Source organism: Streptomyces sp. MGP-P1 (assembly GCF_057766565.1).
This window is the reverse complement of record NZ_JBYMEM010000006.1, coordinates 1,251,106-1,265,780: the sequence shown is the minus strand read 5'-3', so window position 1 is coordinate 1,265,780 and position 14,675 is coordinate 1,251,106. Positions and strand designations below refer to the sequence as shown.

Genomic DNA, 14,675 nt, shown 5'->3' with positions numbered 1-14,675 from the left:
GACCCAGGTCGACCTGCCCGAACCGGCAGCGCCCATGAGCGACCAGCCGGTAGGGCAGTGGTGGTTGCTCCAGTTCCTGGCGTCGCCGACCGGCTCCGCGATCTGGAGATCGGCCACCAGCAGCAGGTCGTCAGCGTCGCGGACCGCATCCGCATCCGCATCCCAGCGGGCGGAGCGCGGTAGCCGTTGCATTGCGTCGGGACGCCGGTGTCCGCAGTGTTCGGCTCGCGGCCACCGTCCGATCTTGAAGAGTCCACACACCTCGCCAAGATCACGTGGTGGCCGGTGCGGTTCCCGCCCCAACCAGCCCGAGCGTGAAGTGTGGCCGCCTAGGAGACGGCGGGCGCTTCCAGGCACAGGCTGGCCATGGGCGAGCGGGCAGTCCAACCGAGGGTCGAGTAGAGGGCGCGGCCCTCGGAGCTGGCGACCAGGACGCCCGTGGTGGCGCCGGCGGCGTGGGCGGTGTTCTGGAGGGTGCGCATGATCAGGCCGCCAAGGCCGCGGCGGCGGTGGCCGGGGTCGGTCTCGATCTGGTCGGGGACGGCGATGGTCCTGGTGACGGCGATCTGGCCGCGGGCGGCGAAGTGCCCGTCGCGGGTGCGCACCAGGACGCGGGTGACGCCGGCGCGCGTCCAGGAGGTGAGGGTGTATCCAGCGACGGTGAGAGGGTCTTCCGCGGTGAGTGGCGCGGTCATCAGGTGGGACGGGGTGTCGAGCCGCCACCGGGAGTCCAGCCAGGGCCGCACCGTGGCGTCGTCGGTGAACAGCTTCAGCCAGGTGCCGGGCGCGCTGGTGGCGTCGACGATCTTGCGGACATCGACCTCGGCCGGCACGGGCAGGACGTGCCGGGCCACGTGGCCCACCATGCCGACATCGATGCTCCAGCCCCAGGGCTCGGCGACCGGCGCGGCCGTGCCTCGGGAGAGCGTCCAACCGTCGAGCCACATCCGGACGAGTTCGTCGATCGCGGCGTCCAACACCACCCACCCCCGTGCGTAATGATCCAAATCAACGATGGCACCTTACATTGGGGTGCGGACGCATGACCAGACCAGCCGTACAGCCCCCGCCTGACGTCGGTTCAGGCGGCAGGCGTGCACCAAGAGCGAGCCCACCACGGCCGCCCAACGGCTGAGAGTCACAGTCAGATCGTGCAGCGACTTGCAGGACCCCACCCTCGGCCCATCCCGTGCAACTGACTACTCATCAGCAAAGTCGGCAAGAGGTCAGCACTCATCCGCGAGGGCTGTTCCAGATTGTCGAAGTCTGATGAAGCCCCGCAACCAGGATTCTCTCTGACCTGCGTCGATGCAGCACTGAAGCTCCCGCTACACGTCGCTTCTCCTGTCATGCGATCAGGCTGTGACCGCTCGTTCGACCAACGTCAGTGCCCGATGCGGGAGTTCCCCCGGTCACGGTGGCCGCCGCCGAGCCACACGACACGCGCGTCACGGCGGAACCAGGAGTCCTGACGGCGGGCGAAGCGCTTGGTGGCGCGTACGGTCTCGGCCCGCGCGTCGTCCTCGGCGCACTCCCCCGCGAGCACCGCGAGGATCTGCTGGTAGCCGAGGGCCCGGGAGGCCGTGAGACCCTCGCGCAGCCCGGACTCCTCCAGGGCGCGCACCTCGTCCACGAGCCCCGCCTCCCACATCCGGTCGACGCGCACGGCGATGCGCTCGTCCAGTTCGGGGCGGTCCACGTCGACGCCGATCTGCACGGCGTCGTAGACCGGCTCCTCGCCGGGGAGGTTGGCGGTGAACGGCTTGCCGGTGATCTCGATGACTTCGAGGGCGCGCACGATGCGGCGGCCGTTCGTCGCCAGGATGGACCGGGCGGCCTCCGGGTCGGCGGCGGCGAGGCGTTCGTGCAGGACGCCCGGGCCGCGCTCGGCCAGCTCCGCTTCGAGGCGGGCGCGCACCACGGGGTCCGTACCGGGGAACTCCAGGGCGTCGATGGCGCCCTTCACGTACAACCCGGAGCCGCCGACGAGGATCGGCGTGCGCCCCTCGGCGAGCAGCCGGTCGATCTCCAGGCGGGCCAGTCGCTGGTACTCGGCGACGCTGGCGGTCTCGGTGACGTCCCAGATGTCCAGCAGCCGGTGCGGTACGCCGTCGCGCTCGGGGAGCGTCAGCTTCGCGGTGCCGATGTCCATGCCCCGGTAGAGCTGCATGGAATCGGCGTTGATCACCTCGCCGCCGAGCCGCTGGGCGAGAAAGACCCCCAGATCCGACTTTCCGGCTGCGGTGGGGCCGACGACGGTGATGACGCGGGGGGCGGAAGCGGGAGGGGTCACCCGGACAGTCTCCCAAAAATCCGGGCCCTTCCGACCACACCGGGTGTCCGTGGGGGCGCGGCCGTGCGCGGAGAGCGACGTCATGGAAGCGCCGGGGAGCGCAATGAGGCGTGTAAAAACGGCAAGAACGGACAAGTGACGGACAATGGGGGCGGGAGAACGCTCCCGCGAACGGTTCTCAACAGTCCTCACTGCACGGAAGGTGACCCAATGGGGTTCCTGGACAACCTGAAGGCCAAGCTGGGGCCGGCCAAGGACAAGGTCGGCGACCTCGCGCAGCAGCACGGGGGCAAGATCGAGCAGGGCCTCGACAAGGCCGCGCGCACGGTCGACCAGAAGACCAAGGGTAAGTACAGCGACAAGATCGATTCTGGGACGCGCAAGGCCAAGGAGGCCGTGGACAAGCTGGGGAACAAGGACGGCGGCACGCCCGGTACACCTGGCGCCCACGGCACCCCCGGTACACCTGGCACGCCCGGTACTCCTGGTACGCCCGGTACCCCTGGTACGCCCGGTGGTACCCCCGGCAATACCCCTCCTCCGCCGCCGCCCGCTCCCTGACACGGTGACCGCGGACCGGTGGCGGGTACGGGGCCGAGTGCCCCGTACCCGCCACCGGTCCGTTCAGGACCAGGCGGCGACGGTGTACCCGACGCCGTACGGGGCGTCCTCGTACAGCAGCCGGCCCGCGAGCCCGGCGGACCGTGCGGCGCCGCCGAGCAGCTGCCAGGGGGCACGTCCGGCCGCCTTGAGTTCACGGGCGAGCGTCGCGTCGAGCGCGGCGAGGGCGTCGAGGTCCGCGGAGCCGAGCGCTTCGGTGGCGCGGGCGTCGAAGGCGGCTGCCCGCTCGTCGAGGTAGCCGGGGGCCTTGAGGGTGCGGCAGGCGCTGCCGTCGCCCATCACCAGGAGCGCGACCCGCTCGGCACGCCGGGCGAGGGAGTGCCCGGCCGCCGCGCACTCCGGGGCGGCCTCGCTCTCCGCCACGGCGAACCCTTCGACGGGAGCGCCCGCCCACCGGGCCCGGCCCAGCAGCCAGGCGCCCACGGTGAGGGACCCCGGCAACAGCCGGTCCGGGGCGGCGACGTCCCGCGGTGCGTCGCCGAGCGTCACGTCGAGGTCCACGCCGACGCCCCGGAAGGACCCGCGCGCCCCTGCCGGGTGGGGCCCGGCGGACCGGTCGTCGCCCGGCCCCACGACGACGAGCAGGTCCGGGCGCGAGGCGGCGAGCACCCCCACGGCGTCGAGGCACGCGTCACGTGCGGCGTCGAGCTCGGGGGCGGCCCCGGCGGCGACCTCGGGCACCAGGAGCGGCGGACAGGGGCACACGGCGGCGGCGACAAGCATGCCGGTCAGCGTACTTGCCGAAGGTCGGAGCGGGTGGGGCCGGTCGGCCGCGCGGGGCCCGTGTGCCGGGGCCGGCGCCACTGCCCGCGGGGCCGTGTACCGGGGCCGACGGCTAGTGCCCCCGAGCCCGCGTACGGCTGCTGCTGCGGCTCCCGGCCGGGAGCCGCAGCAGCAGTCCGATCCGTCAGCCGATGCCGCAGGCCGGGGCTGCGGTGGCCGGGAGCGGGTCCGGGGCGCCGATGCCGGGGAGGCCGAGCATCACTCCGGCGGGCTTGGCGGCCGCCTCGGTGGTGCGCCTCTCCCAGGCGTCGCCCGCGCGGGTGGACCGTACGGCGAGCGGCGTGCCCTCGGCAAGCAGGTGGTGCGGGGCGGCGTAGGTGATCTCGACGGTCACCACGTCGCCGGGGCGCACGGCCTTCTCGGGCTGGGTGAAGTGGACCAGCCGGTTGTCGGGGGCGCGGCCGGAGAGGCGCCGGGTGGCGCCGTCCTTACGGCCCTCGCCCTCCGCGACCATGACGTCCAGGGTGCGGCCGACCTGCTTCTTGTTCTCGTCCCAGGAGATCTGCTCCTGGAGGGCGGACAGGCGCATGTACCGCTCCTGGACGACCTCCTTGGGGATCTGGCCGTCCATGTCGGCGGCGGGGGTCCCGGGGCGCTTGGAGTACTGGAAAGTGAACGCGTTGGCGAAACGGGCCTCGCGGACGGCGTGCATCGTCTGCTCGAAGTCCTCCTCCGTCTCGCCGGGGAAACCCACGATGATGTCCGTGGAGATGGCGGCGTCCGGCATCACGGCGCGCACCTTCTCGATGATCCCCAGGAAGCGCTCCTGGCGGTAGGAGCGGCGCATCGCCTTCAGGATGCTGTCCGATCCGGACTGCATCGGCATGTGCAGCTGCGGCATCACGTTGGGCGTCTCGGCCATGGCGGCGATGACGTCGTCGGTGAAGTCGCGGGGGTGCGGCGAGGTGAAGCGGACGCGCTCCAGGCCCTCGATGGCACCGCAGGCGCGCAGCAGCTTGGAGAAGGCCTCGCGGTCGCCGATGTCGGAGCCGTACGCGTTGACGTTCTGGCCGAGCAGGGTGATCTCGGAGACGCCCTCGGCGACCAGGGCCTCGATCTCGGCCAGGATGTCGCCGGTGCGGCGGTCCTTCTCCTTGCCGCGCAGCGCCGGGACGATGCAGAAGGTGCAGGTGTTGTTGCAGCCGACCGAGATGGAGACCCACGCGGCGTAGGCGGACTCGCGGCGGGTGGGGAGCGTGGAGGGGAAGGCCTCCAGGGACTCCGCGATCTCGATCTGTGCCTCCTCCTGGATGCGGGCGCGCTCCAGGAGGACCGGCAGCTTGCCGATGTTGTGGGTGCCGAAGACGACGTCGACCCAGGGGGCCCGCTTGACGATGGTGTCGCGGTCCTTCTGCGCGAGACAGCCGCCGACGGCGATCTGCATCCCGGGGCGCTTGGTCTTCATGGGCGCGAGGCGGCCGAGGTTTCCGTACAGCTTGTTGTCGGCGTTCTCCCGCACCGCGCAGGTGTTGAAGACGACGACGTCGGCGTCGCCGTCGGAGCCTTCGGGGGCCCGGACGTAACCGGCGCCCTCCAGGAGACCCGACAGCCGTTCGGAGTCGTGGACGTTCATCTGGCACCCGTAGGTGCGCACCTCGTAGCTCTTCTGGACGTCCACTGCTTCGCTCCGGTTGCCGCTGCTCATGGGACAAGGGTAGGCGGTTGCCGGGCGGCCCCCTCCCGTCCCCTTCCCCGGCCCCACCCGGCCGCCGTCCGACCGCCGCCCGGCCCGGCCCGCTGTGGGCCGGGCCTCACGGAGAAGCCTGGTCAGGGGGGCGGTCGAGCTGGCAGGATCGCGCGCATGTTCCACGCTCTGTCCCGATTCGGCCGCCGGCGCACCCTGCGAACGGCCGCCGTGCTCGCGGTCGTCCTCGGGCTGCTCGCGTGGTGGTTGCAGCCCGAGGGAAACGAGGGGGACCCGAGCGGGTCGCTCACCTTCTCCACCGGTGTGCCCAGCGGTGTGTACCAGCGGTACGGGGAACGGCTGGAGGTCGCGCTCGCCAAGGACATGCCGGAGGCGTCCATACAGCTGCGGACCAGCGAGGGGTCGCAGCAGAACCTCGCCCGGGTGGCGACGGGCGAGGCGGACTTCACCATCGCCACCGCCGACGCGGTGGCCACCTATCTGCGCGACGGCAGGCCGGGGGCCCAGCGACTGCGCGGCTGTGTCCGGCTGTACGACGACTACGTCCAGCTGGTCGTCCCCCGCGACTCCGACGTGCGGACGGTCTCCGATCTGCGGGGCAAGCGGGTGGGCGTCGGCCAGGAGGGTTCCGGGGTGCGGCTGGTCGCGGACCGGCTGCTGGCGGCGGCGGGGCTCGATCCGGCCGCCGACGTCACACCGGTGCCGGTGGGCATCGACACCATGCCCGTACGGCTGACCCAGGGCAGGCTCGACGCGTTCTTCTGGTCGGGCGGGCTGCCGACCGCGGCCGTGCAGGAGCTGTCGCGGCGCTTCGACATCCGGCTGGTGCCGCTGGAGGCCGAGCTGGTCGCGAAGCTCCAGTCGGCGACCGGTCCCACCCGCTTCTACCGGTCCGCCATGATGCCCGGCGACGTGTATCCGCAGGCCCAGCAGGGTCAGTCGGTGCCCACGGTCGCCGTCGCCAACCTGCTCGTCACGACCGACCGTACGGACGCGGCCATGACCGAGGCCTTCACCCGGACGGTGATCAACAGCCGGGACCGGATCGGCCGCGAGGTCCACGCGGCGCAGTTGGTGGATCTGCGGACGGCGATCTACACGGATCCGCTGGACGTGCACGACGGGGCCAAGGCCTACTACCGCTCGGTGAAGCCGTGAAGCCATGCCGTTCCTGAAACCCCACCGCTCCTGAAACCCCACCGCTCCTGAAGGACCGACGGCGCCTCCCTGCCGGCTCGCCATCAGCTCCCCGGCAGGTCCCGGGGGACCGAGACGGTCACCCGCAGGCCGTGCGGTTCGTGGTGCTCGTACGCGATCGAGCCGCCGCCCGCCGCGAGCAGGACCCGGGAGATGGAGAGGCCCAGGCCCGATCCGCTGACGTTCTGGTGGCGGGGGCTGCGCCAGAAGCGGTCCCCGACACGCTCCAGCTCCGCTTCGGTGAGGCCGGGGCCCCGGTCGGCGACCACGACGGTCGCCGTGCGGGCTCCGGCGGCGACGGTGACGGTGACGTCCTCTCCGGCGGGGGTGAACTTCAGGGCGTTGTCGACCACCGCGTCCAGGGCGCTGGAGAGCGCCACGGGGTCGGCCCAGGCGGTGGCCGCCGGGGCCCCGTCCAGGGTGAGGTTCACGCCCTCCCGCTCCGCCATCGGGCGCCAGGAGGCGACCCGTTCGGCGGCGAGCGGGACGATGTCGATCAGCTGGAGGTCCGCCTCGGCGTGCTCGGCCAGCGCGAGGTCCAGGAGGTCGTCGAGAACCCGGGCCAGCCGCTTGCCCTCGGTGCGCACGGCCGCGATCTCCTCGCTGTCCTCGGGCAGCTCCAGGGCGAGCAGTTCGATGCGCAGCAGCAGGGCGGCGAGCGGGTTGCGCAGTTGGTGCGACGCGTCGGCGACGAAGGCGCGCTGCTGCTCCAGCACGTCCTCGACGTTGTCCGCCATCTCGTTGAAGGAACGCGCCAGGCGTCTGAGCTCAGGCGGCCCGGCGGAGGCGGCGACCCGGGAGCGCATACGGCCGCCGGCGATGTCGTGGGTGGCCGCGTCCAGGGTCCGGACGGGCAGCAGGACCCAGCCGGTGAGCCGTACGGCCGCGCCGACCGCCACCAGCAGCGCCAGCGCCTCGCCGAGGCCGATGAACAGCCACGTCCGCAGGATCCGGGACCGCATCTCGCCGGTGGGCGAGTCGAGGACGACCACGGCGACCACATCGCCGTCGCGCACGACGGGTGAGGCGACGACGACGCGGCCGTCGCGCCAGGGCCAGATCTGCGGGGGGTCGTGCGAGCGGCGGCCCAGCAGCGCCTCGTTGAAGGCCGTGCGCCCCTCGCCCTTGGCGGGCAGGGTCCAGTAGCCGGGGGCCTTGGCCAGGGCCCGGTAGTCCCGGAAGAAGACGCCGGCGCGGATGTCGTACACGGAGGCGTAGAGCTCCAGGTCGGTCTGGAGGGTGCGGCGCCGCTCCTCGCTGTCCGGGGAGGTGTCGGTGATGGACTGCGCCAGGGCGGCGAACCGTGCGGTGTCGTCGATCCGGTCGATCACCAGCCGCTGCTGCTCGGCGGCGGCCACGCTGATCGCGAGCGGGAAGCCGAGGGTGAGCAGGACGGCGGCCATCAGGACGATGAGCAGCGGGAGCAGACGGGAGCGCACCGGGAGACGTACCCGCCGGTTACGCGGACGGCGCGACGAGCCGGTAGCCGACGCCCCGCACGGTCTCGATCAGGGCGGGCAGCCGCAGCTTGGAGCGCAGGGAGGCGACGTGGACCTCCAGGGTGCGTCCGGTCCCCTCCCAGCTGGTGCGCCAGACCTCGCTGATGATCTGCTCGCGGCGGAAGACTACGCCGGGGCGCTGGGCGAGAAGGGCCAGCAGGTCGAACTCCTTGCGGGTGAGCTGGACTTCCGCGCCGTCGACGCTGACCCGGCGGGTCGGCAGCTCGATGGCGACCGGACCGAGGCGCAGGGCGGCGGCGGGGGTCGGCGCGGTGTCCTCGCCGCTGGTGGTGCGCCGGGCGACCGCGTGGATACGGGCGAGCAGTTCGCCGGTGTCGTACGGCTTGGTGACGTAGTCGTCGGCGCCGAGGTTGAGGCCGTGGATGCGTGAGCGCACGTCGGCGCGGGCGGTGACCATGATCACGGGGGTCGCGGTGCGTTTGCGGATCTTCCCGCACACCTCGTAGCCGTCCTGGTCGGGCAGGCCGAGGTCGAGGAGGATCACCCCGAAGGGCTCCTTCTCGGCGGGCAGCAGGGCGCGCAGGGCCTCCTCGCCGTTGCGGGCGTGCACGACCTGGAATCCGTGCCGGGCGAGCACGGCGGACAGGGCCGCCGCGACATGGTCGTCGTCCTCGACGAGCAGCAGTCTCATGGCCCTCCCCATCCGTTTCTCCCGGGGCCGTCCACGGCTCCTCGGGTCTCCGTACTCCCCCGGGGCCGTGCGGCTCCTGGGGCTCGTTCGCTTCGTCGTCCCGTCGGCAGCGCCGTCGCACGGCGTCACCACGTAGGGCCCGACATTAACCCGCGCTTCATCCGCGAGATCCCCCGCGAGCCCCGATGAGACTTCCCGTTCTGAGGTGTTTCACGTCTTTCCCGTTCCAGGCATCCACGCCGATGAACGGCACAGCCGTCAAGGGCCTCACGGTTACAGCAGGGTTTCCGTTATGCACCCGGTACGCCTCGGGGCGGCGCGTGACGTCCTGTTCACGCGGAGTGTCCGGTTGCCGCCGGATCGTTATGCTCAATTTCCGCTCAGATGTAATGACGCTGGTAGCACTGCGTCATTACTGTCCTTGTTCAACCGAGGAGGACGGAGCAAGAAGCCGATGAGCGGAGTTTCAGTGACCAAGGACGCCGAGGGTGCCGCGCCCGCGGCGAACGACCTGGTCGTACTGAGCAACGTCAACAAGCACTTCGGCGCGCTGCATGTGCTCCAGGACATCGACCTGACCATCGCCCGTGGCGAGGTCGTGGTCGTCATCGGGCCTTCCGGGTCCGGCAAGTCCACGCTGTGCCGCACGATCAACCGCTTGGAGACGGTCGATTCGGGAGCGATCTCGATCGACGGCAAGCCCCTGCCCCAGGAGGGCAAGGAGCTGGCCAGGCTGCGTGCCGACGTGGGCATGGTCTTCCAGTCGTTCAATCTCTTCGCACACAAGACGGTGCTGGAGAACGTCATGCTGGGCCAGGTCAAGGTCCGCAAGGCCGACAAGAAGGCGGCGGAGGAGAAGGCCCGGACCCTGCTCGACCGGGTGGGCGTCGGCGTACAGGCCGACAAGTACCCGGCGCAGCTCTCCGGTGGCCAGCAGCAACGCGTCGCGATCGCACGGGCGTTGGCGATGGACCCGAAGGTCATGCTCTTCGACGAGCCCACGTCGGCGCTCGACCCGGAGATGATCAACGAGGTCCTGGAGGTCATGCAGCAGCTGGCCCGGGACGGGATGACGATGATCGTCGTCACCCACGAGATGGGCTTCGCCCGTTCCGCCGCCAACCGCGTCGTGTTCATGGCCGACGGGAAGATCGTCGAAGAGGCGACCCCCGACCAGTTCTTCAGCAACCCGCGCAGCGACCGGGCCAAGGACTTCCTGTCGAAGATCCTTCACCACTGACGACAACGACCCACGACCTAAGGATTGCTCACATGAAGCTCCGTCAGTCCGCCGCCGTCGCGGCCATCGCCGTCCTCGCCCTGACCGCGACCGCCTGCGGCGGCAAGGAGGGCTCCGCCGGCGACAAGCCGGGCGGCACGAAGCCCGGTTCCTCCGAGGCCCCCGCACTGCCCACGTACACCGCGGCCAAGGACGTCGCCCTGGACTCCCCGGTCTTCAAGAAGGCCAAGGAGCGCGGCAAGCTGATCATCGGCGCCAAGGCCGACCAGCCGTACCTCGGCTTCGAGGACCAGTCGACCAAGGAGCGCTCGGGCTTCGACATCGAGATCGCCAAGATGGTCGCGGCCGACCTCGGCTTCTCCGACAAGCAGATCGAGTGGAAGACCGTCGACTCCGGCGTCCGTGAGACGGCCATCTCCAAGGGCCAGGTCGACTACTACGTCGGCACGTACACGATCAACGACGAGCGCAAGAAGCAGGTCGGTTTCGCCGGGCCGTACTACAAGGCCGGCGCCGACCTCCTGGTGCGCAAGGACGACAAGTCGATCACCGGCAAGGACTCGGTGAAGGGCAAGAAGGTCTGCTCGATCGTCGGCTCCACGCCGCTCCAGGAGATCAAGAAGCCGGAGTACGGCGCGAGCGTCGTCGAGCTGGCCAAGTACTCCGACTGCGTGCAGCAGCTGCTGACCAAGCAGGTCGACGCCGTCACCACGGACGACTCGATCCTCAAGGGCTACGCCGCCGCCAACTCCGGCAAGCTCCACGTCGTCGGCGACCCGTTCACCGACGAGCCCTACGGCGTCGGCCTGAACAAGGACGACAAGGTGCTCCGCGAGGCCATCAGCAAGTCGCTGGAGGAGCGCGTCAAGGACGGCACGTACAAGAAGATCTACGAGGCCACGCTGGGTCTGTCCGGTTCGGACTACGTCGAGCCGCCGGCCATCGAGCGCTACTGACGCCGTCGGCCGGAGGACCGCGGGCTCCGGCCCGCCGTCCGACGGCCGGCGCCCCGTCATCCGTCACGACGCCCCGCGAGTGACCCAGGCGTCCCGTACGCCACCGCCGTCCCGCTTCTTCCGGGGACCGCGGGCGTACGGGGCGCCCCTTCCCCTGCCCTGATGCCGCTGACCGCCGACGCGGAGACCTCATGAACGTACTGCTCGACAATTTCCCAGAGTTCCGCGACGGCTTCATAGGAACCGTGTCGATCACCGCCGTCAGCTCGGTTATCGCCCTGGTCCTCGGTGTGCTCATCGCCGGATTCCGGGTCTCGCCGGTGCCGCCGCTGCGGTACTTCGGCACCGCCTGGGTGACGCTGATGCGCAACACCCCGCTGACGCTGCTCTTCCTGATCTTCTTCTTCGTCGTGCCCGAGATCCTCTTCCCGGGGATGAGCACGTTCGTGCTCGGCTCGCTGGCGCTCGGCTTCTACACCTCCTCGTTCGTGTGCGAGGCGGTCCGCTCGGGCATCAACACCGTGCCCCTGGGACAGGCCGAGGCCGCGCGCTCCATCGGCATGACGTTCGCCCAGACCCTGCAGATCGTGGTGCTCCCGCAGGCGACCCGGACCGTGATCCCGCCGCTGAGCAGCATCTTCATCGCGCTGACGAAGAACTCCGCGATCGCCGGCGCCTTCAGCGTCGCCGAGCTGTTCGGCTGGCAGAAGCTGATGAGCGACCGGGGCTACGACATCGTCCCCGTCTTCATCTGGGTGGCCATCGGCTACCTGATCGTCACGTTTACCATCAGCGGCCTCTTCCGGCTGCTGGAGCGTCGCATGGAGGTCGCCCGATGAGCGCCAGCGTTCTCTACGACGCCCCGGGTCCCAAGGCCGTCGTCCGCAACCGGATCTACGCGGTCGCCGGCAGCCTCGCCATCGCGGCGCTGATCGCGATCAGCATCGTGCGGCTCGCCGACAAGGGACACCTCGCCCCCGCGATGTGGGACATCTTCAACTACACGGGCATCCGGCAGAACATCGCCGACGCCCTGATCGCCACGCTCAAGGCGTTCGGTCTCGCCGCGATCGGCTCGCTGGTCCTCGGTGTGGTGCTGGTGGTGGGCCGACTCTCCGACCACAAGCCGGTCCGCTGGGCGGCGACCACCTTCATCGAGCTGTTCCGCTCGCTCCCGCTGCTGATCACCATCTACGCCATCTGGGTCGGCTTCCTCACCGACTACTCGATGTGGGCGCTGGCCGCGGGTCTCTCCGTCTACAACGGTTGCGTCCAGGCCGAGGTGCTGCGGGCCGGCATCAACTCGGTGCCCAAGGGCCAGAGCGAGGCCGCGTACGCGCTCGGCATGAGCAAGACGCAGGTCATGGTCAGCGTCCTGATGCCGCAGGCCGTCCGGTCGATGCTGCCGACGATCATCGGTCAGCTCGTGGTGACCCTCAAGGACACCTCGCTCGGCTTCATCATCCTGTACCCGGAGCTGCTCCAGACCGCGCGGCTGATCGCCTCCAACACGCAGGTGAACGGCCAGTACCCGTACGTCTCGACGATCGTCGTCATCGGCACCCTCTACATCGCGATGTGCCTGCTGCTCTCGGCGCTGGCGACGTGGATCGAGAAGCGCGGCCGCCGCGCCAAGACCGGCATCAAGGTGGCGCCCGGCGCCCGGCCGCCGGCATCCCGGCAGTGGAGGCCGTTCCCGGCCCGGACGCGGGGGGCGCAAGGGGCGCAGGCCCGACGGCCGACGGTGCCGGTGGGACCGGTGTGAGGAAGGACTGACCGTCCCCGGGCCTTCCCGGCCCTGACGAGCAGGAGCATTCGAGGCAGCGGCGCACGCGTCGCTGCCTCGGTCACTTGACGCAAGCACCACCAGTGGGTTGCATACGTTCTGTGATCACGCACCCGGCTTCCTATGCCACGTTCCGCATGACCGTACGGGTCGGAGGGCACGAGCCGTGGACCCGGTGATCGTCGTCGGCGCCGGGCCCGTCGGGCTGACGCTGTCGCTGGCCCTCGCCACCCAGGGCGTCCCCTCGATCGTTCTCGACGAGGGCCCCGGCCCGGAGGAGCCCCGCCCCGCCCGCACGGTCGTGCTGCGCGAGGACACCGCCGACCTGATGGGCCGCCTCGGCTGCCGGGAGCTGGACCGGTCCGGGCTGCGCTGGTCCGGGTGGCGTTCGATGCGCCGGAAGCAGCTGGTCCGGAACGTGCCGCTGAGCGGGGGCGGCGGCGACGCGGACGAGGCCCCGCTCACCGGGCTCCTTCCCTCGCCGCTCCATGTTCCGCAGCATGCGCTGAGCGCCTCGCTGCGCGCGGCGGCGGACAAGGAACCGCTGGTCCAGCGGGTGCCGCTGAGCCGGATCGACACGCTGGAGCAGGACCCCGACGGCATCACGGTGCACACGAGGGAGCCGGGTTCGACCTGGTGGCGCGGGAGTTATCTGGTCGGCTGCGACGGCGCCCGGTCGACCGTGCGCAAGCTGCTGGACATCCGGTTCCCCGGCCGTACGGCGGTGGAGCGGCATGCCGTCGCCGCGCTCCGGGCCGAGCTGCCCTGGCCCGACGAGGCCGTCCTGCACCGGCAGCCCCCCTGGCGGACCGGGGCGCCGAGGTCTCCGCCCGGCCGCTTCCGGACGGCGTCTGGCGGCTGGACTGGCTGCTGCCGCCGCGCGGCGAACTGGTCACTCCCGAAGCTCTGATCACCCGTATCCGCGACACGCTGGCCGGCTGGTGCGGCGAGACCCCGGCGTACGAACTGCTGGACACCGGCGTCCACACGCTCCACCACCGGCTCGCCCGGCGCTGGCGCAAGCAGCGTGCCTTCCTGGCGGGGGACGCGGCGCACCTGCTGGGCGCCGTGGGCACGCAGGGACTGGACGAGGGGATCCGGGACGCCGAGAACCTGGCCTGGAAGCTGGCCCACGTCTGGCACCACGGCCCGGCCGAGCACCTCCTCGACAGCTATCAGGCGGAGCGCCGGGCGGCGGTGGCCTCACGGTTGCGCGCCGCCGACCAGTCGCTGCCGATACTGCGCGGCGGAGGCGGTCTGCGGACCCTGGTCCCGGGCGCCGCACGTGGTCACGACACCCTGCTCTCCGACGGCCATCTGGGCTGCGGAGCGCTGGGTGCGCCCCCTTCGTACTCGCACTCCCCCCTTGCACCACCGCACGCGGAGGCGCACACCGTCGTCGGTACGCCCCCCGGTGCGCCTGTCGCCGATGTGACGGTGACCGCACCGGACGGGACGACGGCGCGGCTGCGGAAGCGGCTGGGGCAGGGGCATCCGCTGGTGGTCCTGGTCGCGCCGGGGACCGGGGTCTGGGACCGGCGGCACTGGCAGACCGCCGGTGTCATGCCCCGCCTCACGGACGCCGTGGCGGCGCTCCCCGGGTCGACGGAGCTGCTGGTCACCGAGAGCTATCCGGGGGCCTCGGCGCACACGGTCCTGCTGGTGAGGCCGGACGGGCACCTGGTGGCCGCCTTCGGCGGCGTACAGCCCGCGGAGCTGCTCACCGCGGCACGGGCCGCTCTGGGCGGTGCGCCCCGCGAAGCGCGCGAGCCCGTGGAACCGGGCGACGACGGGGACGAACACGACGCGGGGCGCGAACCGGAGCCCCGGGCGCGGGTCCACGCCGAGGGGACCGCTGGTCTCCAGTGATCGATTGACCGTCACGGGCGCGCGTGGTGTACTCCAGATCATGACCGACACCGATGTGCGCCTGTGGCGGAGGGTCCATATGGACCTCGTCCGTTACGCGGGCTGCGTGTGTCGCCCGTCCTGCTGACTCGCCT

The 14,675-nt window shown here is 71.1% G+C and carries 12 protein-coding genes and 3 pseudogenes; 9 read left to right on the top strand and 6 right to left on the bottom strand.

Annotated features, from left to right (window positions below; translation table 11 throughout):
* The first annotated feature begins 57 nt into the window (after positions 1-57).
* Positions 58-183, top strand: a complete 126-nt coding sequence (locus tag AC3CH1_RS21370) for a hypothetical protein (RefSeq protein ID WP_488464353.1) — start codon at positions 58-60, stop codon at positions 181-183.
* A gap of 146 nt (positions 184-329) precedes the next feature.
* Here AC3CH1_RS21370 and AC3CH1_RS21365 read toward each other — a convergent pair whose 3' ends face one another.
* Together AC3CH1_RS21365 and miaA are read right to left on the bottom strand one after the other, a co-directional pair.
* Entirely contained in the window at positions 330-1,007 is a 678-nt protein-coding gene (locus tag AC3CH1_RS21365) for a GNAT family N-acetyltransferase (RefSeq protein WP_488464352.1), read from the bottom strand.
* Positions 1,008-1,355: 348 nt separating this feature from the next.
* Positions 1,356-2,293 (bottom strand): annotated as a pseudogene (miaA, locus tag AC3CH1_RS21360) (tRNA (adenosine(37)-N6)-dimethylallyltransferase MiaA).
* A gap of 210 nt (positions 2,294-2,503) precedes the next feature.
* Between miaA and AC3CH1_RS21355 the strand changes: the two are divergent.
* Positions 2,504-2,854 (top strand): antitoxin, encoded by a 351-nt coding sequence (locus AC3CH1_RS21355; protein WP_488464351.1) that lies wholly within the window; start codon positions 2,504-2,506, stop codon positions 2,852-2,854.
* A 63-nt stretch (positions 2,855-2,917) separates the two neighbouring features.
* On the opposite strand, the gene AC3CH1_RS21350 is transcribed toward AC3CH1_RS21355, so the two are convergent.
* Together AC3CH1_RS21350 and miaB are read right to left on the bottom strand one after the other, a co-directional pair.
* Entirely contained in the window at positions 2,918-3,637 is a 720-nt protein-coding gene (locus AC3CH1_RS21350; protein ID WP_488464350.1) for a class III extradiol dioxygenase subunit B-like domain-containing protein, read from the bottom strand.
* A gap of 184 nt (positions 3,638-3,821) precedes the next feature.
* Positions 3,822-5,342 (bottom strand): tRNA (N6-isopentenyl adenosine(37)-C2)-methylthiotransferase MiaB, encoded by a 1,521-nt coding sequence (miaB, locus tag AC3CH1_RS21345; RefSeq protein ID WP_488464349.1) that lies wholly within the window; start codon positions 5,340-5,342, stop codon positions 3,822-3,824.
* Positions 5,343-5,498: 156 nt separating this feature from the next.
* Between miaB and AC3CH1_RS21340 the strand changes: the two genes are divergently transcribed.
* Positions 5,499-6,500 (top strand): TAXI family TRAP transporter solute-binding subunit, encoded by a 1,002-nt coding sequence (locus AC3CH1_RS21340; RefSeq protein WP_488464348.1) that lies wholly within the window; start codon positions 5,499-5,501, stop codon positions 6,498-6,500.
* 83 nt (positions 6,501-6,583) lie between these two features.
* Here the strand turns inward: AC3CH1_RS21340 and AC3CH1_RS21335 are convergent, their stop codons facing one another.
* Both AC3CH1_RS21335 and AC3CH1_RS21330 read right to left on the bottom strand, forming a co-directional pair.
* Positions 6,584-7,978 (bottom strand): sensor histidine kinase, encoded by a 1,395-nt coding sequence (locus AC3CH1_RS21335; protein WP_488464347.1) that lies wholly within the window; start codon positions 7,976-7,978, stop codon positions 6,584-6,586.
* A gap of 19 nt (positions 7,979-7,997) precedes the next feature.
* Positions 7,998-8,690 carry a response regulator transcription factor gene (locus AC3CH1_RS21330; RefSeq protein ID WP_359622840.1) on the bottom strand — a complete coding sequence of 231 codons (693 nt, stop codon included), beginning with the start codon at positions 8,688-8,690 and terminating at the stop codon, positions 7,998-8,000.
* 454 nt (positions 8,691-9,144) lie between these two features.
* On the opposite strand from AC3CH1_RS21330, the gene AC3CH1_RS21325 reads away from it, so the two are divergent.
* The 6 genes and pseudogenes from AC3CH1_RS21325 (at position 9,145) to AC3CH1_RS21300 (ending at position 14,668) form a co-directional block, all read left to right on the top strand.
* Positions 9,145-9,930 carry an amino acid ABC transporter ATP-binding protein gene (locus tag AC3CH1_RS21325; protein WP_003965810.1) on the top strand — a complete coding sequence of 262 codons (786 nt, stop codon included), beginning with the start codon at positions 9,145-9,147 and terminating at the stop codon, positions 9,928-9,930.
* A gap of 32 nt (positions 9,931-9,962) precedes the next feature.
* Entirely contained in the window at positions 9,963-10,886 is a 924-nt protein-coding gene (locus tag AC3CH1_RS21320) for a glutamate ABC transporter substrate-binding protein (RefSeq protein ID WP_018961837.1), read from the top strand.
* Between the two features lie 191 nt (positions 10,887-11,077).
* Positions 11,078-11,725: an amino acid ABC transporter permease gene (locus tag AC3CH1_RS21315; RefSeq protein WP_488464346.1), complete on the top strand. Its 648-nt coding sequence runs from the start codon at positions 11,078-11,080 to the stop codon at positions 11,723-11,725.
* Positions 11,722-12,662 (top strand): annotated as a pseudogene (locus AC3CH1_RS21310) (amino acid ABC transporter permease). Before AC3CH1_RS21315 ends, AC3CH1_RS21310 begins: the two are co-directional and overlap by 4 nt.
* Before the next feature lie 176 nt (positions 12,663-12,838).
* Positions 12,839-14,541, top strand: a pseudogene (locus tag AC3CH1_RS21305) (FAD-dependent monooxygenase).
* A 40-nt stretch (positions 14,542-14,581) separates the two neighbouring features.
* Positions 14,582-14,668, top strand: coding sequence for a putative leader peptide (locus AC3CH1_RS21300; protein ID WP_311605579.1), 87 nt, complete (start codon positions 14,582-14,584; stop codon positions 14,666-14,668).
* Positions 14,669-14,675 lie beyond the last annotated feature (7 nt).

What these genes read in the sequence shown, in the direction of transcription:
- AC3CH1_RS21355 (WP_488464351.1), top strand. Translation starts at nt 2,504, where the DNA reads ATGGGGTTCCTGGACAACCTGAAGGCCAAGCTGGGGCCGGCCAAGGAC.
- AC3CH1_RS21350 (WP_488464350.1), bottom strand. Translation starts at nt 3,637, where the DNA reads ATGCTTGTCGCCGCCGCCGTGTGCCCCTGTCCGCCGCTCCTGGTGCCC.
- miaB (WP_488464349.1), bottom strand. Translation starts at nt 5,342, where the DNA reads ATGAGCAGCGGCAACCGGAGCGAAGCAGTGGACGTCCAGAAGAGCTAC.
- AC3CH1_RS21340 (WP_488464348.1), top strand. Translation starts at nt 5,499, where the DNA reads ATGTTCCACGCTCTGTCCCGATTCGGCCGCCGGCGCACCCTGCGAACG.
- AC3CH1_RS21330 (WP_359622840.1), bottom strand. Translation starts at nt 8,690, where the DNA reads ATGAGACTGCTGCTCGTCGAGGACGACGACCATGTCGCGGCGGCCCTG.
- AC3CH1_RS21325 (WP_003965810.1), top strand. Translation starts at nt 9,145, where the DNA reads ATGAGCGGAGTTTCAGTGACCAAGGACGCCGAGGGTGCCGCGCCCGCG.
- AC3CH1_RS21320 (WP_018961837.1), top strand. Translation starts at nt 9,963, where the DNA reads ATGAAGCTCCGTCAGTCCGCCGCCGTCGCGGCCATCGCCGTCCTCGCC.
- AC3CH1_RS21315 (WP_488464346.1), top strand. Translation starts at nt 11,078, where the DNA reads ATGAACGTACTGCTCGACAATTTCCCAGAGTTCCGCGACGGCTTCATA.
- AC3CH1_RS21300 (WP_311605579.1), top strand. Translation starts at nt 14,582, where the DNA reads ATGACCGACACCGATGTGCGCCTGTGGCGGAGGGTCCATATGGACCTC.